This is a genomic window from Cryptosporangium phraense (genome assembly GCF_006912135.1).
Classification (GTDB): domain Bacteria; phylum Actinomycetota; class Actinomycetes; order Mycobacteriales; family Cryptosporangiaceae; genus Cryptosporangium; species Cryptosporangium phraense.
Genome location: NZ_VIRS01000002.1, coordinates 411,967 through 432,075, shown reverse-complemented (window position 1 = coordinate 432,075; position 20,109 = coordinate 411,967). Strand labels below are relative to the sequence as shown.

The following is a 20,109-nucleotide window of genomic DNA, read 5'->3' as shown; positions in this document are numbered from 1 at the left end:
CCGTGAGCAGCATCTGGGGTGTAGGCCTGGCGACCGAGTTCGACGGTCAGATTCTCGACGTGTGGTTCCCGGCCGGGAAGTTGGGGCTGGGCGAACCCGGGGTATCAGGGACAAGCCCCGGCGTCGCGCGGCTGGACAAGGCTCAGGGAGAGGCTGTACTCGGCTCCGAGCTAGCGGGTGCGGTTGGGCCTGACCCAGTGCGCGGCGTCGAGGTCTTCGCGATCTCGGTGGTCACCGACCTGGACGACGCCCCGGTCGACGCGGCGGACGCCTACCTGCGCCTGCACCTGCTCTCGCACCGGCTGGTCAAGCCGCACGGGGCGAACCTGACCGGCATCTTCGGAGTACTGGCCAACGTGGCCTGGACCTCGGCCGGGCCGGTCGCGGTGGCCGCCGTCGAAGACGTGCGGGCCCGGGCCCGAGCCGCAAAGACCCACTTCGAGGTCTACGGCGTCGACAAGTTCCCGCGGATGACCGACTACGTGGTCCCGTCCGGCGTCCGGATCGCCGACGCCGACCGGGTGCGGCTCGGCGCGCACCTCGCGTCCGGCACCACGGTCATGCACGAGGGCTTCGTCAACTACAACGCGGGCACGCTCGGCTCGTCGATGGTCGAGGGCCGGATCTCGGCCGGCGTCGTCGTCGGCGACGGGTCCGACGTCGGTGGTGGCGCGTCGATCATGGGGACGCTCTCCGGCGGCGGCACGACCGTGATCTCGATCGGCGAGCGGTGCCTGCTCGGGGCGAACTCGGGCCTGGGCATCCCGCTCGGCAACGACTCGGTCGTCGAGGCCGGTACCTACGTCACGGCCGGCTCGAAGGTGACGCTCCCGGACGGGTCCGTGGTGAAGGCGGCCTCGCTGTCCGGCGCCGACGGGATCTTGCTCCGCCGTAACTCGCTGACCGGAGCCCTGGAGGCCGTGCCCCGCGCCGGCCGCTCCTGGGGCGGCCTGAACGAGGCGCTACACGCCAACTAGGCGCTTCGCCGCGGCCGCGACGCGCTCGTCGGTCGCGGTGAGCGCCACCCGCACGTGGTGGGAGCCCCCCGGGCCGTAGAACGCGCCCGGGGCGACCAGGATCCCGCGGTCGGCCAGCCAGGACACGGTGTCCCAGCAGGGCTCGTCGCGAGTGGCCCAGAGGTAGAGGCCGGCCTCGGAGTGGTCGATCCGGAAGCCCGCGGTCACCAGCGCTTCGCGCAGCGCTTCCCGTCGCGAGGCGTACCGCTCGCGCTGCTCGGCCACGTGGGCGGTGTCGCTCAGAGCCGCCACCATCGCGGCCTGCACCGGTGCCGGCACGATCAGCCCACCGTGCTTGCGCACGGCCAGCAACCGCTCGACGATCGCCGGGTCGCCGGCGACGAAACCGGCCCGGTATCCGGCCAGATTCGAGCGCTTCGAGAGCGAGTGCACCGCGAGCAGCCCGGTGACGTCGCCGTCGCACACCTCGTCGGCCAGTACGGAGACCGGCTCGACGTCCCAGCCGAGCTCGACGTAGCACTCGTCGGAGATGACGATCGCGCCCCGCTCGCGCGCCCAGGCCACCACCTTGCGCAGGTGGGCAACGCCGAGCACCCGCCCGGTGGGGTTCGACGGCGAGTTCACCCAGATCGCGGCGGTCTTACCCGGCCCGGCGGCCACGGTCGCGTCGGAGCGCACGCCGATGGCCCCGGCCAGCCGGATACCCACGTCGTACGTCGGGTAGGCCAGCTCGGGGAAGATCACGGTGTCGGACGGACCCAGCCCGAGCTGCGTCGGCAGCCAGGCCACGGCCTCTTTCGATCCGATCGTCGGCAGCACCCCGACGTCCGCGGACGCGGCCAGCCGCTGAGCCACCCAGGACGTCATCGCGTCCCGCAGCGCCGGAGTGCCCGCGGTGAGCGGGTAGCCCGGGGCGTCCGCCGCCGCGATCAGCGCGTCGCGCACCACCGGCGGGGTCGGGTCGACCGGCGTCCCGATCGAGAGGTCGACGACGCCGTCCGGGTGTTCCTTCGCCCGCTTCCCGTAGGGCGCCAACGTGTCCCACGGGAAGTCCGGCAGCTGGATGCTCAGTGCTCACCCTCCTGCGGCGGGAGCGCGGCCACCAGCGGAGCGTCGTGCTTGATCAGCCCGAGCTTGGACGCGCCACCCGGCGAACCGATCTCGTCGAAGAAGACGACGTTGGCGTTGTAGTACTCGCGCCACTCTTCCTTCACGTCGTCCTCGTAGAAGATCGCCTCGACCGGGCACACCGGCTCGCAGGCACCGCAGTCGACGCACTCGTCGGGGTGGATGTACAGCATCCGCTCCCCCTCGTAGATGCAGTCGACGGGGCACTCCTCGATGCACGCCTTGTCCTTGACATCGACACAGGGCTCGGCGATGACGTACGTCACGTAGGTAGTCCTTCCAGGCGCGGTGGCGGCTGTGCTTTCGGATCATTGCTGCAGAGCAGTGCCGCCGTAGCGGATCTAGTATCGCTGGCTGCGGAACCTGATGCAGAGGTGGGTCTTCAGATGTCGCTCCGCCCAGCGGACGTCGGTCACCGTGTCGTCGTTCGCCGCGTTCTCGGTGAGCCGGGTCCCGGCGAGCAGAACGACGGTCGTCCGCAGTTCGGCGACCTTCTCGGGGAGCTTATCGAGCTGGACGCGGATCGCCAGCGGGTGGTGGTGAGAACGGCGGCCGGCGACGTCGCGGTGCCGGTCGCCGAGGTGGTGGCGGCCAAGCGGGTACCGGCCCGGGTCGACGCGCTGGAGCTCGAACGGATCGCCGCGCTGGGCTGGCGCGGGCTCGACACCGGGACGCTGGGCGGCTGGCAGCTGCGGGCGGCCGGGGGTTGGACCGGCCGCGCGAACTCGGTGCTCCCGCTGGGCGATCCCGGCATCCCGCTCGAGGCCGCGCTGGATGCCGTTCGCGAGTGGTACGCGGCCCGCGAACTGCCACCCACGATCCAGCTGCCGCTCCCGGCCCGCGACGATCTGCGGCGGGAGCTGGAGGCCCGCGGCTGGGCCGACCAGTGGGGTGCGCTGGTGCTGGTCTCGAGCGCGGCCCCGCTCCGGCGCTCGGGCGTCCCCGGGCTGCCCCCGGTGACCGTCGACGACGAGCCGGACGACGCCTGGCTGGCCGCCTATCAGTACCGGGGAAATCCCCTCCCGCCGATCGCGCGACAAGTCCTGGTGGAGGGCGCCGCACCGGGGTTCGCGTCCATTCGGGAGAACGGCGCCACGCTGGCGATCTGCCGGACGTCGGTGGACGAGGGCTGGCTCGGCATCACCGCGGTCGAGGTCGACCCGGCCCACCGTCGCCGCGGTCTGGCCACGCACCTGCTGGCCGGCGTGGTCGAGCAGACCGCGGCGGAGAACGTCTACCTGCAGGTCGACCCGGAGAACACCGCGGCCGTGGCCCTCTACCGCAAGGCCGGCTTCCGCCGGCACCACATCTACCGGTACTACCGCCCTAGCGTTTGACCGGCTTGGTGCGGGCCTTGCCAGGGCGCTTGGCGTTGGCCGGGAGTTTCACCTGGTTGGCGTAGGCGCCCCAGGCCCGGCTCTTCGGGTCGAGACCGAGCGCGATGGCCAGGAACGCCCCGAGCGCGGCCCCGACCAGCAGCACGCCGACGCACACCAGGATTTGGATCAGCCACTGCCCCGGCCCGTCGACGAACGGCGTCCCGCCCGAGACGAACGGGCCGACCAGCGTCACCAGCAGCGAGGTGACGACGACGTCGAAGAACAGGTCACCGGAGGTGATCGCGGGCAGGTAGCGGCGGGCGGTCAGGAACGACGCGACCGCGATCACCACGCCCATCGCGGCCAGCGTCACGATGCCGGTGCGGAGCTCGGCGTCCTCGCTCGCTCCGCTCGCGATCCGCAACACGATCCGGGCCCCGAAGTTGACCGCCACCAGCACCGCGACGACGACGCCGACGCGGGCCCACCTGTTCTGCATGCTCGGAACTTAGGACATGGCCGCCACGCCGGGTGACGTGCTTAAGAAATTCTGCGCTGCGGACGCATGACGAACGCGGCAATCGTGACGATGATCGCGACCATGCCGAGCAGCAGCAGCCCGTAACCGACCCAGTTGCCCTGCACCGCGAGGTCGCCCTCGGCCCGCTTCGACGACAGCCAGAGCATCGCGCCGAACCAGGCCAGCGCCGGGATTCCGGTCAGGCCGTTCACCTGCGAGCCGTACCAGGTGACCCACAGCCCGATCACGATTCCGGCCACCGCGACCACCCAGCTGATCGGCACCAGCGTCGCCCCGACCCGGAACGCCGAGAGAAAGGCCGCGATCGTCGCGGTGACCACCAGCAGGACGGTGCCGACCAGCACCGCCGACGCCCTCAACACCCACTCGGGATTCATGCGAACAGATCGTCTTCCCACGCGGTTCCGTTGCCGCCCTCGCCGACGGCCCGGATGAAGTACTCGACGCCGACCGGCTCGACCCCGAGGTTCTCGGCCAGCACGTGCAGCCAGGTCCCCGGGTCGACCTGGGTCGCGTGCGCCCGCATCGCGGCCTGCTTGGCCAGCGCGTACGCGGACGCGTCGATCCGGGCGCCGAGCTTCTCGTCCGGCGTGACGAACGGCAGCGCGTCGACGTCCCGGACGCCCTCGAACGGGTTCTCCTTCGACGTCGCGAACTGCTCGATGCCCCGGGCGAGCAGTGAGCGGGGCTCGGACGGGAAGTAGACCTTCTCGACCCGCCAGACGTCGGCCGCGAGTTCGATGGCCCTCATCGTCACGCGGTGCGCCTGGATGTGGTCGGGATGGCCGTACAGGCCGTCCGGGTCGTAGGTGATGACGACCTGCGGCCGGACCTCGACCAGAATCGACGCGAGCTCGGCCGCCGCCACGTCGACGGAGGCCCGCCAGAACGCGCGCGGGTGGTCGTTCTGCGGGGTGCCCATCATCCCGCTGTCGCGGTAGCGACCGGTGCCGCCGAGAAACCGCTGGTCGGTGACGCCCAGGGCCTCGAGCGCCCGGTGCAGCTCGCTGATGCGGTAGCCGCCCAGCTGGTCGGCCTGATCGGCGGCCAGCCCGGCCAGCGACGGCACCAGGATCTCGCCCTCTTCGCCCAGCGTGCAGGTGACGAGCGTGACGTGGGCACCCTCGGCCGCGTACTTGGCCATCGTCGCGCCGCAGGTGATCGTCTCGTCGTCGGGATGGGCGTGAACGAGGAGGAGGCGGCGGGCGATCATGGGCGTAAGCGTATTTGACAGGATGGGAGCGTGAATCCGGAGACGTCGTTCCCTCGTCTGGCCGCGCGGACCCGCACGTTCACGCTCGGCGCGCCCCGCACCGTCGCCGTGTCCGGCGACGGCGAGCGGGTGGTGTTCCTCCGCTCCGCGGGCCCGACCGACCCCGTGCACGCGCTCTGGGTGTTCGACGTCGGGCCCGGCACCGAGCGGGTGGTCGCCGATCCGCGGGCGTTCCGGGATTCCGACGACGAGGACCTCCCCCCGGAGGAGAAGGCGCTGCGCGAGCGTCGCCGCGAGGCCGGTGGCGGCATCGTCTCGTACGCCACCGACGAGGAGACCCGCACCGCGGTGTTCACGCTCGGCGGCAAGCTGTTCCGGATCGGGCTGCTGCCCGGCGACGAGCCCACTCCGGTGGAGCTCCCGGTGGCCGGGCCGGTGCTGGATCCGCGTCCGTCGCCGTCCGGTGAGCACGTCGCGTACGTGACCGGCGGTGCGCTGCACGTACTGTCCCGAACCGACGAGGTGTGGACCGACCGGGTCGTCGTGGCCGAGGACGGCGTCTCCTGGGGCGTCGCGGAGTTCGCCGCGGCCGAGGAGATGAACCGGTTCCGGGGTTACTGGTGGTCGCCGGACTCGTCGCGGATCCTGGCCGCGCGGGTCGACGAGTCGCCCGTGCAGACCTGGTACATCGCCGACCCGGCCCAGCCCGGTCGCCCGCCGTCGGAGATCCGCTACCCGCAGGCGGGCAGCCCGAACGCGGTCGTGAGCCTGCACGTGTTCGCGCTGGCCGGCGGCCGGCTCGACCTCTCCTGGGACTCGGCCGAGTACCCCTACCTGGTCACCGGCGGCTGGGACGACAGCGGTTGCCCACTGTTCACGGTGATGGACCGCCGTCAGTCGGCCGCGCTGGTCCTCGGCGCCGACCCCGACACCGGCGAGCTCACCACGCACTCGACGCTGTCCGGTGCACCCTGGCTGGAGGTTCTGCCCGGAACCCCGGTGCTGCTCGGCGACGGTCGTCTGGTGCTGGGTTCTTCCACTGCGGACGCCAGGCAGCTGAGCGTCGGCGGGGTGACCGTGACGCCGACCGGCCTGTACGTGCGCCGGTACGTCGGCCAGGACGGAGCCGACTTCCTCGTCGAGGGCACCGAGGACGCCCCGGAGCAGAACCACGTGTACCGGGTCGGGCCGGACGGCACCGCGCGACGAGTCACCGAGGGCGTCGGCTGGTTCAGTGCGGTGTCCGGCGGCGCGACGACCGTCGAGATCCGTCGGACGCTGGACACGATCGGGGTGCGTTACGCGGTCGGGGACCACGTGCTCGAGTCCTCGGCGGCCGCGCCGCCGTTCGTCGCGTCGCCGGTGCTGACGCGGGTCACCGACCGGCGGTTGCCTGCCGCCGTCCTGTACCCGCGGGACCACACGCCCGGCACCCGGCTGCCGGTGCTGATGGACCCGTACGGCGGTCCGCACCACCAGGAGGTGATGGCGGCCGGGACGATGTGGCTCGAGCCGCAGTGGTGGGCCGATCAGGGGTTCGCGGTGGTGGTCGTCGACGGGCGGGGGACGCCGGGCGTCTCGCCGTCGTTCGAGGAGGCGATCCGGCTCGATTTCGCCGGTCCGGTGCTGGACGACCAGGTCGACGGGTTGCTGGCGGTGGCCAAGGAGCACCCGGACCTGGATCTGGGGCGGGTCGGGATCCGGGGCTGGTCGTTCGGCGGGTACCTGGCCGCGCTGGCCGTGCTGCGCCGGCCGGACGTCTTCCACGCCGGGATCGCCGGAGCGCCGGTGACCGATTGGGTGCTGTACGACACGTTTTACACCGAGCGGTACCTGGGGTTGCCGTCCGAGCAGCCGGACGCGTACCGCCGGTCGTCGCTGATCCCCGACGCCGACAAGTTGTCCCGGCCGCTGATGATCGTGCACGGGCTGGCCGACGACAACGTCGTGGCGGCGCACACGCTGCAGCTGTCGTCCGCACTACTGGCCGCCGGCCGCCCCCACGAGGTGCTCCCCCTGACCGGCATCACCCACATGGCCACGGACGAGACCGTCAAGGAGAACCTACTTCTCCTGCAACTCGACTTCCTCCGCAGGTCGCTCAGCTCCTGAGCGCCGCCAGGCGCTCTTGTTCTTGTTCTGACCTGGAGCCCGCCCAGGGCGGCGCTGACATCCGCGCCACTCGACGCCGCGTATAAGTGATACTCAAGTCGGGTGGCGCGGCTGTCAGCGTCGTTCTGGGCGGGCCGCCCACTCAGGTCTCTGGGTAGTGGCAGGCGGCTAGTGATCCGCCGTTCTTGATCGTGAGCGGCGGCGCCTCGGTGGCGCACTTTTCCTGGGCCTTCCAGCAGCGGGTGCGGAAGCGGCAGCCCGACGGCGGGTCCAGCGGCGTCGGCACGTCGCCGGCCAGCCGGATCCGCTTGGAGTCCGCGTTCCCGAGCCGCGTCACGTCCGGCACCGCCGACAGCAGCGCCCGCGTGTACGGGTGCGACGGCCGCTCGTAGATCGCCTCCCGGTCACCGACCTCGACGATCTTCCCGAGGTACATCACCGCGATCCGCTGCGAGAAGTGACGCACCACCGCGAGGTCGTGGGCGATGAACAGGAACGCCAGATCGAGCTCGCTCTGCAGCTTGCGCAGCAGGTTGATGATCTGCGCCTGGATCGACACGTCGAGCGCCGACACGGGCTCGTCGGCGACGATGAACCGCGGCTGCACGACCAGCGCCCGGGCGATCCCGATCCGCTGCCGCTGCCCACCCGAGAACTCGTGCGGGTACCGGTTGTAGTGCTCCGGGTTAAGCCCGACCAGCTCGAGCATCTCCTGAACGCGCTTCTTCCGCCCGCCCGGCGGGTTGATCCCGTTGACGTTCAGCGGCATCTCGATGATCCGCCCGACCGTGTGCCGCGGGTTCAGCGACGAGTACGGGTCCTGGAAGATGATCTGCATGTCCTGGCGCAGCTGGGTGAGCGACCGCCCGCGCGCCTTCGTCACGTCCTTGCCCTCGAACGTGATCGTGCCGGCCGACGCCTCGAGCAGCCGGATCACCATCCGCCCGGTCGTCGTCTTCCCGCAGCCCGACTCGCCGACCAGCCCGAGCGTCTCGCCCGGCGACACGTCGAAGTCGATGCCGTCGACCGCACGCACGACGGCCTTCTCGCCGAACACCCCGCCGCTGACCGGGTAGTGCTTCGCGAGCCCCCGGACCGACAGCAGCGCGTCCCGGCGAGGAGCCGCACCGCCCGGGACGCGGGCTTCCTCTTCCAGTTTCACGTCGGTCACAGCGCCACTCCGGCTTCCGCGATGTCCCGCTGGTAGATCTCACGCCGGCGGTCCGCCGGCAGGTGACACGCCACCGAGTGTCCGGCGTCGTCCAGCACCGGCAACAACTCCGGCACGTCGGTGAACGAACGGTTCCCGTTCTGCCCGGCGTACGGACAGCGCGGGTGGAACGCGCACCCGGACGGCCGGTTCAGCAGGCTGGGCGGGCTGCCCTTGATCGGCACCAGGTCCGCTTCCGCGTCCCCGTGCAGCGACGGTACCGAGTTCAGCAGACCCCAGGTGTACGGGTGCTGCGGACGCCGGAGCACCTGTTCGACGGTGCCCTTCTCGACGGCCCGCCCGGCGTACATCACCAGCACGTCGTCGGCGATCTGGCTGATCACGCCGAGGTCGTGCGTGATGATGATGATCGCCGAGTGGAACTCGCGCTGCAGGTCCTCGAGCAGGTCGAGGATCTGCGCCTGCACGGTGACGTCGAGCGCGGTCGTCGGCTCGTCGGCGATCAGCAGGTCGGGGTCGTTGACCAGCGCCATCGCGATCATCGCGCGCTGGCGCATACCGCCGGAGAACTCGTGCGGGTAGCTGTCGACGCGCTTGTCCGGGCGCGGGATGCCGACCCAGTCGAGCATCTCGATCGCCCGGGTGCGGGCGACCTTCTTGGACGCGTCCGGGTGGTGGATCCGGTACGCCTCGACGATCTGCCGGCCCACCGTGTAGTACGGGTGCAGCGCCGAGAGCGGATCCTGGAAGATCATCGCCATCGTCTGGCCGCGGAGCTTGCGCACCTTCTCCTCGGGGCACCCGACGATCTCGGAGCCACCGACGTTGATGTGCCCGGTGATGTCGGCGCGCTTGGCGTCGTGCAGGCCCATGATCGCCATGCTGCTGACCGACTTGCCGGACCCGGACTCGCCCACGATGCCGAGCGTCTGTCCGCGCCGGACGCCGAACGAGATGCCGTCGACGGCCTGCACCACGCCGTCCATCGTCTTGAAGGAGACCTTCAGGTCTTCGACCTTCAGGAAGTCCTCGGCGTCGAGTTCTGGGTTGGTCATCCGAGCCTCACCCGCGGGTCGATGTACGCGTAGAGCCAGTCGACGATGACGTTCGTCAGGATGATGAAGAACGCGGCCAGCAACACCGTGGCCATGACGACGGGCAAGTTCAATTGGCGGGCCGCGTCGGCGGCGACGAACCCGAGCCCCGGCATACCGAACACGTTCTCGGTGATCACCGCGCCACCGAGCGAGACGCCCAGGTCGAGACCGAAGATCGTGACGATCGGCGTGATGCCGGCCCGCAGCGCGTGACGCAGGTACACCTGCCGGGACGGGAGCCCCTTGGCCCGGGCCGTCCGGACGAAGTCCTCGGACAGCGTCTCGAGCATCTGGGCGCGGGTGAGCCGGGCGTAGATCGCCGAGTTCAGGAACGCCAGCGTCGTCCAGGGCAGGATCATCCCGACGAACCAGTCACCGACGTTGTCGAACGGGCTCGTATAGGACGGCGTCGGTAGCCATTTCAACGTGTAGACGAAGAACACCTGCAGCAGCAGGCCGACGAAGTAGATCTGCAGCGAGGCACCGGCCAGCGAGAACCCGATCGCCGAACGGTCGATCCAGGTGCCCCGGCGCAACGCGGAGATGAAGCCGAGCGTGACGCCCAGCAAAGCCCACAGCACCGCACCACCGACCACGATCGACACCGTCACCGGCAGCGCACGCCCGACGATGCTGGTCACGGCCTCACTGCTGCGGAACGACCAGCCCAGGCAGGGCGCCGGGCAGTCGATCGCGGTGTCGCCGGAGCCGATGGTCCGGCCGGCGACGATGCCTTTCATGTACTCGCCGTACTGCACGTAGATCGGACGATCGAGACCGAGCTGCTTCTCGATGTTCGCTACCTGCGCGGGACGGCAATCTCGACCGCACTGCAGTTCGGCCGGACTGGTCGGAACCGCGAAGAACATTGCGAACGTCAGGACGCTCACGCCGAACAACGTCAGCAGCGCGAGCGAGCCTCGCCGGAGGATGAACCGGGCCACGTGCCTCTCCCAAGGGAGCGGATCCGGCCGGCCGCCGTCGGACGGCCGGCCGGATCAGCGGAGATACTGCTACTTGACGTACAGGTTGTTCAGACCCGAGTTGCCGTACGGCGCGCTCAGGTAGATGCCACCGATCTTCGAGCCGTACAGGGTCGTCTGCTTGTCGTAGATGACCGGGATGGTCGGCGCGAGACGGGTCATGATGTCCTTGTCCAGCGCGGCCCAGGCCTTGTCCTGCTCGGTCAGGTCGGACAGCTTCAGGATTCGGGCAACCTCCGCGTTGGTCTTCGGGTCGTTCAGGTACGCGGTGTTGTTGTTACCTTCCGGCGTGATCCGGGTGCCGTCCCACAGCGGCGGGATGACCGTGCCGGCGCCCGGCCAGTCCGAACCCCAGCCGTACATGTACATGTCGAACTGGTTGTTCTTCTTGCCGATGACCGTGTAGTACTGGTCCTCGTCGATGGGCTGGATGTTCAGGTTGACGCCGATCGGCGCGAAGCTGCTCTTCAGGAACGCGGCGATCGCCTGGTTGCGCTCGGTGTTCCGGTAGCCGTAGGTCAGCGTGACCTTCTTGCCACCCAGCAGCTCCTTGGCCTTCTCGACGTTGCCGGTCACGCCACCGTCGTACGCGTTGTACTTCTGGTAGCCCGACGTCGTCGGCGACAGCAGCGTCGTACCCGGGTCACCCGCGTACGAGCCCCAGACCTTCAGCAGACCCTGGCGGTCGATCGCGTAGTTCAACGCCTGCCGAACCTTGAGGTCGGTCACCCGCTGGGTGTTGAAGTTGATCTGCCAGACGAACTGGTCCGGCCCGGTGAGGATCCGGTCCTTGGCCGACTGGACGGCCTTCGGGTAGACGCTCGCCGGGATCGTCATGTCCTGGAACGTCAGCGACGACGCAGCCGCACCAGCGTCGGAGATCAGCAGCTGGCTGGCCTGCTCCGCGGTCCGGGTGAAGTCGACGACGTACGAGTCCGGGTAGTCGTGACGCGCCGGGTCCGTCTTCGGGTCCCAGTACTGGTTCCGGACCAGCACCATCTTCTGGGTGCGCTGGTACGTCTGGATCTTGTACGGGCCGGACGAGAACGGCCGGTTGTCGTACTGGATCTTCGTGTCCCGCGCCTGCGGCACCGGGGCCGTGGTCGAGAGCGCGGCCGCGAACGGGGTGTCCGCGTGCGGCTCCGGGAAGTTGAAGATGATCGTCTTGTCGTCCGGCACCTGGGTGTTCGGCGGGACCAGCGCGCCACCGTTGTACGGACCCTTGTACGTCTTGTTGTAGTCCGCGTCACCCGAGAGCCACTGCGCCCACCAGTGCGGGCCGTTGGGCAGGTCCGGGCTGAACGAACGCGCGATGCCGTACGCGACGTCCTTGGCCGTGATCGCCGTGCCGTCCTCGTACTTCAGGCCGTCCTTCAGCGTGAACTTCCAGGTCTTACCGCCGTTGGACTCCTCGCCGGTGTTCGTGGCCAGGTCGCCCACGACCTCCAGCTTGCCGTCGCCGTTCTCCCGGTAGGTGGTGAGCGAGCGGTACAGCAGGTTCGTACCGGTCGTCTGGGCCGGCACGACGTAGTTCTGCTGCGGGTCGATGTGCTCGAAGTCGCCGCTCGTGTAGATCGTGACGGTGCCGCCCTTCTTGGCACCGGGCACCTCGGGAGCGGGTCCGTCGGAGTTGTCAGCCAGCGTGGCGGTCTGCGTGGTCGCCTTCTGATCGCTCCCAGTGGCGTTGTCGTCACCGGTGTTCTTGCTGCATCCTGCAGCGGCGAGCACCACCGCGAGGATGCCGACGCTCAGCGTCCGTACTGGTCGTCGCACGAGGACCTCTCTTTCCTTCGGGCACCCGGTGGGGTTCAGCCCGTACTGACCGGTCATCGCGCAGACCGGGGATCAAGTGCATCGCGCAGCGAATCACCGAAGAGGTTGAACGCGAGCACGAGCAAGAACAGAGCAATGCCGGGGAAGAACGCGTACGCCGGGTCGGCGGACACGAAGCTGGTCGAGCGGAAGATCATCCGTCCCCAGTCCGGCACCGGCTCGGTGACGCCGATTCCGAGGAACGACAATGCCGCCTCGGTGGTGACGTACTGCGGCACCGCCAACGAGAACGTCACCAGGATCGGCGCCCACAGGTTCGGCAACAGCTGACGGAAAATGATGTGCCGGGTTCCGGCGCCGGCCGCCCGGGCGGCGTCCACGAACTCGCGTTCGCGCAGCGAGAGAACCTGACCGCGGACGAGACGCGAAGTGCTCATCCACCCGAACGTCACCAGCACTCCGACGACGACGTAGATCCGTGATTCCACGCTCGGTTGTTTCTGCACGGAACCGGTGATCAACGTGTTGATGATCGGAATCGCGGCGAGCGAGAAGATGATGAACGGGAACGCCAGAAGGAGGTCGGTGATCCAGCTGATCACCGAGTCGACCCAGCCGCCGAGAAATCCCGAGACGAGCCCGAGGATGACGCCGACGACCGTGCTCAGCAGAGCGGCCGCGAGCGCGATCCCGAGCGACGTACGGGCCCCGAAGACGAGTTGGACGAAGATGTCCCGGCCCAGCTGCGGTTCCAGCCCGAACCAGTGATCCCCGCTGACGCCGCCCAGGTAGCCGAGCGGGTAGCCCAGCGAGTCGAGCTGGTTCTGGAAGAGCTGGTCCTTGTTAATTCCGTAGGCAGACACGATCAGGTCTGCGAAGATCGCCACCAGGACGAAGAACACCAGTACAACGGCACTGGCGACCGCGACCTTGTCCCGTCGCAGGCGGGCCCAGGCGAGTTGTCCGGGTGAGCGGCCCTGGATCTTGGGCGCGTCACCGCCGGCCTCACCGGGCTCGTCGCCGGACGCCGGTGCGAGCACGGCCTCCGTGTCGAGCGGCAGGACGGGACCTGGGCCACTGAGGTTGCCCGCGGCCTCCGTCGCGGACCGATCGCCGCCGACAGAGCTCATCGTTGGCGTTCTCCTTCCTTGCCGAAGCGGCCCACACTGGGCGTGAAGCGGAGTGAAGACGCGGCTGCGCGGACGACCCGCGAGGGTCGTCCCTGTTGTGACGTGCACATGCCGTTCTGCGCCGCCCCGCCGAAAAGCTACGCGAATGTTCATAACGGCGAGGCGGCAAGTGCCCACAATCGTGTAACAGCTCAATCACGAGCGCAGCGGCGACGCGACAGCGGGTAGCAGGACGTCTACGGATTTACCCGAGGTATCAATCAGCTAACAGAAACGGCCCGGTCGCATCGCGACCGGGCCGTTCATTGTTCAACGATCACGCGGGCGGGTTCGCCCACTTGCGACGTCCGCGGGTCTTCTCGCGCTCGTGGGCGGAGAGAACGACTTTCCGGATCCGCACGGTCGCCGGAGTGACCTCGATGCACTCGTCTTCGCGGCAGAACTCGAGCGCCTGCTCCATCGACATCTGCCGGTGCGGAATCAGCGGGACCAGCACGTCACCCGAGGACTGACGCATGTTCGTCAGCTTCTTCTCCTTGGTGGGGTTGACGTCCATGTCGTCGGCCCGGGAGTTCTCACCGACGATCATTCCCTCGTAGACCTCGGTGCCGGGGCCGACGAACATCACGCCCCGCTCCTGCAGGTTCGCCAGCGCGAAGCCGGTGGTCGGCCCGCGCCGGTCGGCGACCAGCGACCCGGTCGGACGGGTGCGCAGCTCGCCGTGCCAGGGCTCGTACTTCTCGAAGACGTGGTGCAGCAGGCCGGTACCGCGGGTGTCGGTGAGGAACTCGGTACGGAACCCGATCAGGCCACGGGCCGGCACCAGGTACTCCATCCGGACCCAGCCGGTGCCGTGGTTGACCATCTGCTCCATCCGGCCCTTGCGCAGGGCCATCAGCTGGGTCACCACGCCGAGGTAGTCCTCGGGGATGTCGATGGTCAGCCGCTCCATCGGCTCGTGCACCTTGCCGTCGATCTCCTTGGTGACGACCTGGGGCTTGCCGACGGTCAGCTCGAAGCCCTCCCGGCGCATGATCTCGACGAGCACCGCGAGCTGGAGCTCGCCCCGGCCCTGGACCTCCCAGGTGTCGGGCCGCTCGGTGTTCAGTACGCGAATGCTGACGTTACCGACCAGCTCGGCGTCGAGGCGGCTCTTCACCAGGCGGGCGGTCAGCTTCTTGCCGCTCTCACCGGCCAGCGGCGAGGTGTTGATACCGATCGTCATCGAGATGCTCGGCTCGTCGACCGTGATGACCGGCAGCGGGCGCGGGTCGTCCGGGTCGGCCAGCGTCTCGCCGATCGTGATCTCGGGGATACCGGCGATCGCGATGATGTCGCCCGGGCCGGCCGACTCGACCGGCTTGCGCTCGAGCGCGTCGGTCATGAGCAGCTCGGTGATCTTGACCCGCTCGATCGACCCGTCGGTGCGGCACCAGGCGGCCTGCTGGCCCTTCTTGATCGTGCCGTTATGGACCCGGCACAGCGCCAGGCGGCCCAGGTACGGCGACGAGTCGAGGTTGGTGACGTGCGCCTGCAGCGGCACGTTCGGGTCGAACTTCGGCGCCGGGATCGTCTGCAGGATCGCGTCGAACAGCGGCTTGAGGTCTTCTTCCTGGGGCAGGCTCGCGTTCGCGGGCCGCTCCAGCGACGCCCGCCCGGCCTTCGCGCTCGCGTAGACGATCGGGAACTCGATCTGGTGCTCGTCGGCGTCGAGGTCGAGGAACAGCTCGTAGGCCTCGTCGACGACCTCGGCGATGCGGGAGTCGGGCCGGTCGACCTTGTTGACGACGAGGATCACCGGCAGCTTGGCCTCGAGGGCCTTGCGGAGCACGAACCGGGTCTGCGGCAGCGGACCCTCGGACGCGTCGACCAGCAGCAGCACGCCGTCGACCATCGACAGCCCGCGCTCGACCTCGCCGCCGAAGTCGGCGTGGCCGGGGGTGTCGATGATGTTGATCGTCGTGTCGCCGTACTGCACCGCGGTGTTCTTCGCGAGAATCGTGATGCCCTTCTCGCGCTCGAGGTCCATCGAGTCCATGACCCGGTCGTCGACGTCGCCCTGTTCCTTCTGGTGGGCGCTGAACGCGCCGGACTGCCAGAGCATGGCGTCGACCAGCGTGGTCTTGCCGTGGTCGACGTGGGCGACGATCGCGACGTTGCGCAGATCGTCGCGGCGGGAGAGCACCGTGTCGTCGGAGTGGGCGGACATGCGAGGACGCTCCTGAGGTTTTCGGGTTGCGCCCGCGACATTCTCGACACCGGGCAATACCTATTCTACGTTGCACGCCGGTCGAGCCCGACCGGCAGCGTCGTTCATGACGGAACCGGACTTTGCACGATCAAGTCCGATCGGCGGCACGCCGGATACGCGTAAACGCTTCCCGTGTGGGATGGATCACGGCAGACTGCCGATACGTAGGGTCGACGCGCAATGGGGCGCCGGCGGGCTGACTTGCCCGGCGTCCCGTAGGCGCGTTGGGGCGCCACGGAGGTGGTCACGATGTCGGTGCGTGAAAGCGGAGCCACAACCTCGACCCAGCTCGATCCGGACCTCCCGCAGGTCCGGCGCGCGCTGGTCGAGCTGGAACGCGCAGTGAGCCGGCTACAGGCCCATCACGCCGAGACGCTCGGCGTCCGGCGCCTGGTGAGTGACGTCCGCCGGCTCGTCGAAGACCTCGACGAACTCGGCGACCTGCCACCCGCCCCCGCCGGAGCAACAGCCGAGACCCGGCTGCACTACGTGTCCGATACGCCATATCCACCGGATCTCTGGCGCGATTGCGACGACGAAGGCCTCGGCGGTCACCGGTAGGTCACGACGAAAACTTCACAGGAGCCACCCCAGGCATGAGTGCACCCCCTATTCCCCCGGCAGTCTCCCCCGCCAGTTCCCAGCCCCGAGAACGCGCCAAGATACGCGTCCGGACGCTGCGCACCGACAGATGGTGGCTGGCCCCCCTGCTGACCGTGCTGGGCCTCGTGGCCTGGGTCGCCTATGCGACCGTGCGGGCATTCATGCAGAAGTGGTACTGGGTCGACGACTACCACTACCTGACGCCGTTCTATTCGCCCTGCGTCTCCAATGGCTGCGTGCCGGAGAGCGCACACTTCGGGCGGGTGCTGCCGGACGTCTGGTTCATTCCGTTCGCCGCGTTCAGCCTGCCGTTCCTGCTGCTGTTCCGGCTGACCTGCTATTACTACCGGAAGGCGTACTACCGGTCGTTCTGGCTGTCGCCGCCGGCCTGCGCGGTCTCCGAGCCGCACACGAAGTACACCGGTGAGACCCGGTTCCCGCTGCTCGGCCAGAACGCCCACCGGTACGCGTTCTACGCCGCGTTCCTGATCTCGCTGATCAACACCTGGGACGCGATCCAGTCGTTCCACTCGCCCGGCGGCTTCGGCTTCGGGCTGGGCAACCTGATCCTGGTCGGCAACGTCGTGGCGCTCTGGGCCTACACGCTGTCCTGCCACTCCTGCCGGCACATCGTCGGCGGGAAGCTCAAGCACTTCTCCAAGCACCCGGTCCGGTATCGCGCCTGGACGTTCGTGTCCAAGCTCAACGGCCACCACATGGGCCTGGCCTGGACGACGCTGGCGACGCTCGCGGTCACGGACTTCTACGTGATGGCGGTCTCGGCCGGCTGGTTCTCCGATCTGCGATTCGTCGGGTGATCTTCGATGACTGAAATTGAGAAGTACGAGTACGACGTCGTGGTGATCGGGGCCGGCGGGGCCGGGCTGCGGGCCGCGATCGAGGCCCGCCAGCAGGGCCTGCGGACGGCGATCATCTGCAAGTCGCTGTTCGGCAAGGCCCACACGGTCATGGCCGAGGGCGGCGCCGCGGCCGCGATGGGCAACGTCAACAGCCGCGACAACTGGCAGGTCCACTTCCGCGACACGATGCGCGGGGGCAAGTTCCTCAACCACTGGCGGATGGCCGAGCTGCACGCTCGCGAGGCACCCCAGCGGATCTGGGAGCTGGAGACCTACGGTGCGCTGTTCGACCGCACCAAGGACGGCAAGATCAGCCAGCGCAACTTCGGTGGCCACGAGTACCCGCGGCTCGCGCACGTCGGTGACCGCACCGGCCTGGAGCTGATCCGGACGCTGCAGCAGAAGATCGTCAGCCTGCAGCAGGACGACCAGCGCGAGCACGGTGACTACGAGGCCTACCTGCGGGTGTTCCACGAGGTCACGGTCACGACGCTGCTCAAGGACGGCGACCGGATCGCCGGGGCCTTCGGCTATGCCCGAGACGACGGCCGGTTCCTGCGGTTCGACGCCCCCGCGGTGGTGCTGGCCACCGGCGGGATCGGCAAGTCGTTCCAGGTGACGTCCAACTCCTGGGAGTACACCGGCGACGGGCACGCGCTGGCCCTGCGGGCCGGCGGGACGCTCGTCAACATGGAATTCGTCCAGTTCCACCCGACCGGGATGGTCTGGCCGCCGTCGGTCAAAGGCATCCTGGTGACCGAGTCGGTGCGCGGCGACGGCGGTGTCCTCACGAACTCCGAGGGCAAGCGCTTCATGTTCGACTACATCCCGGACGTGTTCAAAGACAAGTACGCGACCACCGAGGAAGAAGCCGACCGCTGGTACACCGACGCCGACAACAACCGGCGTCCCCCCGAGCTGCTCCCCCGCGACGAGGTCGCCCGGGCGATCAACTCCGAGGTCAAGGCCGGGCGCGGCTCCCCGCACGGTGGCGTCTACCTGGACGTCTCCAAACGGCTGCCGGCCGACGAGATCCGGCGTCGGCTCCCGTCGATGTATCACCAGTTCAAGGAGCTGGCCGACGTCGACATCACGGCGGAGCCGATGGAGGTCGGGCCGACCTGTCACTACGTGATGGGCGGGGTCGAGGTCGAACCCGACACCGCGGCCGCGGTCGGCGTAGCCGGCCTCTTCGCGGCCGGCGAGGTGGCCGGCGGCATGCACGGATCCAACCGCCTCGGTGGGAACTCCCTCTCCGACCTGCTGGTATTCGGACGCCGGGCCGGCGCGGGAGCGGCGGCCTACGTTCTCGGGCTCGACGGTCGCCCGGCGGTGCTCGACACCGACGTCGACGACGCGGTGGCCTTCGCGCTGGCGCCGCTGTCCCGGGAGGGGGGCGAGAACCCCTACACGGTGCAGCTCGACCTGCAGAAGACGATGCACGAGCTGGTCGGCATCATCCGGCGGGCCGGAGAGATCGAGCAGGCGCTGACCACGCTCGTCGAGCTTCGTGAGCGGGCGCAGTCGGTCGCGGCCGCCGGTGGGCGCACCTACAACCCGGGCTGGCACGTGGCCCTCGACCTGCGGAACCTGCTGGTCGTCGCCGAGTGCGTGGCCCGGGCCGCGCTGATCCGCGAGGAGAGCCGCGGCGGCCACACCCGCGACGACTTCCCGGAGATGTCGGCCGAGTGGCGCAAGCGCAACCTGATCTGCTCGCTGGTGAAGGAGCAGTCCGAGGTGGCCGTGCGTGAGCAGCCGCTGCCGACGATGCCGGTCGAGCTGCTCAGCCTGTTCGAGCGTTCGGAGCTCTCGAAGTACCTCACCGAGGACGAGCTGACCGTGCTGGCCTCGGAACCGGATGCACCGGCCCCGGTCGTCGCGGCCGCGCGTCAACCGGCCGACGATTCGTCGCGCACCGAGACGTCGCCGGAGACGGTCGCGGACGAGCGCAGTGCGACCGGGGACGCGGTCGGCAGGAGTCACTCCGAGGGGAGCAGGGGCTGATGGGGTACCAGGCGAAGTTCCGGGTCTGGCGCGGCGCCGGCCGTCCCGACGAGACGATCACCGCGACCGAGGCCGACGGCGCACTGCACGACTACGAGGTCGAGGTCAACGAGGGTGAGGTCGTGCTCGACGTCATCCACCGGCTGCAGCAGACCCAGACGCCGGACCTGGCCGTCCGGTGGAACTGCAAGGCCGGCAAGTGCGGGTCGTGTTCGGCCGAGGTCAACGGCAAGCCGCGGCTGATGTGCATGACCCGGATGTCGACGTTCGACGAGGCCGAGACCGTCACGGTGACGCCGATCCGGACGTTCCCGCTGATCCGGGATCTGGTCACGGACGTCTCGTACAACTACGAGAAGGCCCGCGAGATGCCGGCGTTCGCGCCGCCGCCGGGCGTCGAGCCGGGCGAGTACCGGATGCAGCAGGTCGACGTCGAGCGGTCGCAGGAGTTCCGGAAGTGCATCGAGTGCTTCCTGTGCCAGAACACGTGTCACGTGGTGCGGGATCACGAGGAGAACAAGCCGGAGTTCTCCGGGCCCCGGTTGTTCATCCGGGCGGCCGAGCTCGACATGCACCCGCTGGACGACCGGGCCGACCGGAAGGAATTCGCGCAGGCGGAGCAGGGCATCGGGTACTGCAACATCACGAAGTGCTGCAGTGAGGTGTGCCCGGAGCACATCCACATCACCGACAACGCGATCATCCCGATGAAGGAACGCGTGGTGGATCGGAAGTACGACCCGATCACGTGGCTGGGCTCGAAGATCGGCCGCCGCAAGAGCTGATCGGCGTCGGGGTCTCGGGGCGGTACCGCCCCGGGGCCCCGTTGGCTCGGGTGCAGTGACCAGGGAATTGGCCATGAGGCTGGATCTCCTGGTTAGTCTGATTCCGTACCGTAGAGGACGGAGAGGCCCGAGCCGTGACGAGTTCCCACGACGCGCGCCAGG

At 69.0% G+C, this 20,109-nt stretch carries 17 protein-coding genes and 1 pseudogene; 7 read left to right on the top strand and 11 right to left on the bottom strand.

Features of this window, described 5'->3' with window-relative positions; translation table 11 throughout:
- Positions 1-2 precede the first annotated feature (2 nt).
- Entirely contained in the window at positions 3-977 is a 975-nt protein-coding gene (dapD, locus tag FL583_RS04375) for a 2,3,4,5-tetrahydropyridine-2,6-dicarboxylate N-succinyltransferase (protein WP_142703140.1), read from the top strand.
- On the opposite strand, the gene dapC is transcribed toward dapD, so the two are convergent.
- Both dapC and fdxA read right to left on the bottom strand, forming a co-directional pair.
- On the bottom strand, positions 963-2,048 hold the full coding sequence (dapC, locus tag FL583_RS04370) for a succinyldiaminopimelate transaminase (RefSeq protein WP_142703139.1): 1,086 nt from the start codon (positions 2,046-2,048) through the stop codon (positions 963-965). The genes dapD and dapC overlap by 15 nt on opposite strands.
- Positions 2,045-2,371, bottom strand: a complete 327-nt coding sequence (gene fdxA / locus FL583_RS04365) for a ferredoxin (protein ID WP_035857536.1) — start codon at positions 2,369-2,371, stop codon at positions 2,045-2,047. Before fdxA ends, dapC begins: the two co-directional genes overlap by 4 nt.
- Positions 2,372-2,491: 120 nt before the next feature.
- On the opposite strand from fdxA, the gene FL583_RS04360 reads away from it, so the two are divergent.
- Positions 2,492-3,442: a GNAT family N-acetyltransferase gene (locus FL583_RS04360; RefSeq protein ID WP_142703138.1), complete on the top strand. Its 951-nt coding sequence runs from the start codon at positions 2,492-2,494 to the stop codon at positions 3,440-3,442.
- Here the strand turns inward: FL583_RS04360 and FL583_RS04355 are convergent.
- Genes FL583_RS04355 through mshB form a run of 3 tightly spaced genes read right to left on the bottom strand, consistent with a single transcriptional unit; the run spans position 3,432 to position 5,178 of the window.
- A complete protein-coding gene (locus FL583_RS04355; RefSeq protein WP_142703137.1) occupies positions 3,432-3,923 on the bottom strand; it encodes a hypothetical protein in 492 nt (163 codons plus the stop codon). The two genes, FL583_RS04360 and FL583_RS04355, sit on opposite strands and share 11 nt — an antisense overlap.
- A gap of 41 nt (positions 3,924-3,964) precedes the next feature.
- Positions 3,965-4,342 carry a hypothetical protein gene (locus FL583_RS04350; protein ID WP_142703136.1) on the bottom strand — a complete coding sequence of 126 codons (378 nt, stop codon included), beginning with the start codon at positions 4,340-4,342 and terminating at the stop codon, positions 3,965-3,967.
- Positions 4,339-5,178: an N-acetyl-1-D-myo-inositol-2-amino-2-deoxy-alpha-D-glucopyranoside deacetylase gene (mshB, locus tag FL583_RS04345; protein ID WP_142703135.1), complete on the bottom strand. Its 840-nt coding sequence runs from the start codon at positions 5,176-5,178 to the stop codon at positions 4,339-4,341. Before mshB ends, FL583_RS04350 begins: the two co-directional genes overlap by 4 nt.
- A 30-nt stretch (positions 5,179-5,208) precedes the next feature.
- Between mshB and FL583_RS04340 the strand changes: the two genes are divergently transcribed.
- Positions 5,209-7,290 (top strand): S9 family peptidase, encoded by a 2,082-nt coding sequence (locus FL583_RS04340; protein WP_142703134.1) that lies wholly within the window; start codon positions 5,209-5,211, stop codon positions 7,288-7,290.
- A 142-nt stretch (positions 7,291-7,432) separates the two neighbouring features.
- Here the strand turns inward: FL583_RS04340 and FL583_RS04335 are convergent, their stop codons facing one another.
- The 6 genes from FL583_RS04335 to typA all read right to left on the bottom strand — a co-directional run bounded on the left by FL583_RS04335 (position 7,433) and on the right by typA (position 15,653).
- Positions 7,433-8,452: an ABC transporter ATP-binding protein gene (locus FL583_RS04335; RefSeq protein WP_420843114.1), complete on the bottom strand. Its 1,020-nt coding sequence runs from the start codon at positions 8,450-8,452 to the stop codon at positions 7,433-7,435.
- Positions 8,453-8,457: 5 nt separating this feature from the next.
- Positions 8,458-9,516, bottom strand: coding sequence for an ABC transporter ATP-binding protein (locus FL583_RS04330; protein WP_142703132.1), 1,059 nt, complete (start codon positions 9,514-9,516; stop codon positions 8,458-8,460).
- The gene (locus tag FL583_RS04325; RefSeq protein WP_142703131.1) at positions 9,513-10,502 is read right to left on the bottom strand and encodes an ABC transporter permease; all 990 of its coding nucleotides are present in this window, start codon (positions 10,500-10,502) and stop codon (positions 9,513-9,515) included. The genes FL583_RS04330 and FL583_RS04325 overlap by 4 nt, the downstream gene beginning before the upstream one ends.
- A 69-nt stretch (positions 10,503-10,571) precedes the next feature.
- Complete coding sequence (locus tag FL583_RS04320; protein ID WP_205751826.1) at positions 10,572-12,314, bottom strand: ABC transporter substrate-binding protein; 1,743 nt, start codon at positions 12,312-12,314, stop codon at positions 10,572-10,574.
- A 53-nt stretch (positions 12,315-12,367) separates the two neighbouring features.
- Positions 12,368-13,444: an ABC transporter permease gene (locus FL583_RS04315; protein WP_142703129.1), complete on the bottom strand. Its 1,077-nt coding sequence runs from the start codon at positions 13,442-13,444 to the stop codon at positions 12,368-12,370.
- Between the two features lie 316 nt (positions 13,445-13,760).
- Positions 13,761-15,653, bottom strand: coding sequence for a translational GTPase TypA (gene typA, locus FL583_RS04310; RefSeq protein ID WP_142703128.1), 1,893 nt, complete (start codon positions 15,651-15,653; stop codon positions 13,761-13,763).
- Between the two features lie 291 nt (positions 15,654-15,944).
- On the opposite strand from typA, the gene FL583_RS04305 reads away from it, so the two are divergent.
- The 4 genes and pseudogenes from FL583_RS04305 to FL583_RS04290 form a co-directional block, all read left to right on the top strand.
- Entirely contained in the window at positions 15,945-16,256 is a 312-nt protein-coding gene (locus FL583_RS04305) for a hypothetical protein (protein ID WP_142703127.1), read from the top strand.
- Positions 16,257-16,291: 35 nt separating this feature from the next.
- On the top strand, positions 16,292-17,116 hold the full coding sequence (locus FL583_RS04300) for a hypothetical protein (protein ID WP_142703126.1): 825 nt from the start codon (positions 16,292-16,294) through the stop codon (positions 17,114-17,116).
- 6 nt (positions 17,117-17,122) lie between these two features.
- Positions 17,123-19,162 carry a fumarate reductase/succinate dehydrogenase flavoprotein subunit gene (locus FL583_RS04295; RefSeq protein ID WP_142703125.1) on the top strand — a complete coding sequence of 680 codons (2,040 nt, stop codon included), beginning with the start codon at positions 17,123-17,125 and terminating at the stop codon, positions 19,160-19,162.
- Positions 19,162-19,938, top strand: a pseudogene (locus tag FL583_RS04290) (succinate dehydrogenase/fumarate reductase iron-sulfur subunit); the annotation flags it as partial. The gene FL583_RS04295 and the pseudogene FL583_RS04290, both read left to right, overlap by 1 nt.
- Between the last annotated feature and the right edge of the window lie 171 nt (positions 19,939-20,109).

Bases quoted from the DNA above. Each gene is read 5' to 3' on its own strand.
- FL583_RS04330 (WP_142703132.1), bottom strand. From the start codon at position 9,516: ATGACCAACCCAGAACTCGACGCCGAGGACTTCCTGAAGGTCGAAGAC.
- FL583_RS04295 (WP_142703125.1), top strand. From the start codon at position 17,123: ATGACTGAAATTGAGAAGTACGAGTACGACGTCGTGGTGATCGGGGCC.
- FL583_RS04300 (WP_142703126.1), top strand. From the start codon at position 16,292: ATGAGTGCACCCCCTATTCCCCCGGCAGTCTCCCCCGCCAGTTCCCAG.
- FL583_RS04360 (WP_142703138.1), top strand. From the start codon at position 2,492: ATGTCGCTCCGCCCAGCGGACGTCGGTCACCGTGTCGTCGTTCGCCGC.
- FL583_RS04315 (WP_142703129.1), bottom strand. From the start codon at position 13,444: ATGAGCTCTGTCGGCGGCGATCGGTCCGCGACGGAGGCCGCGGGCAAC.
- FL583_RS04355 (WP_142703137.1), bottom strand. From the start codon at position 3,923: ATGCAGAACAGGTGGGCCCGCGTCGGCGTCGTCGTCGCGGTGCTGGTG.
- FL583_RS04305 (WP_142703127.1), top strand. From the start codon at position 15,945: ATGTCGGTGCGTGAAAGCGGAGCCACAACCTCGACCCAGCTCGATCCG.
- typA (WP_142703128.1), bottom strand. From the start codon at position 15,653: ATGTCCGCCCACTCCGACGACACGGTGCTCTCCCGCCGCGACGATCTG.
- mshB (WP_142703135.1), bottom strand. From the start codon at position 5,178: ATGATCGCCCGCCGCCTCCTCCTCGTTCACGCCCATCCCGACGACGAG.
- FL583_RS04350 (WP_142703136.1), bottom strand. From the start codon at position 4,342: ATGAATCCCGAGTGGGTGTTGAGGGCGTCGGCGGTGCTGGTCGGCACC.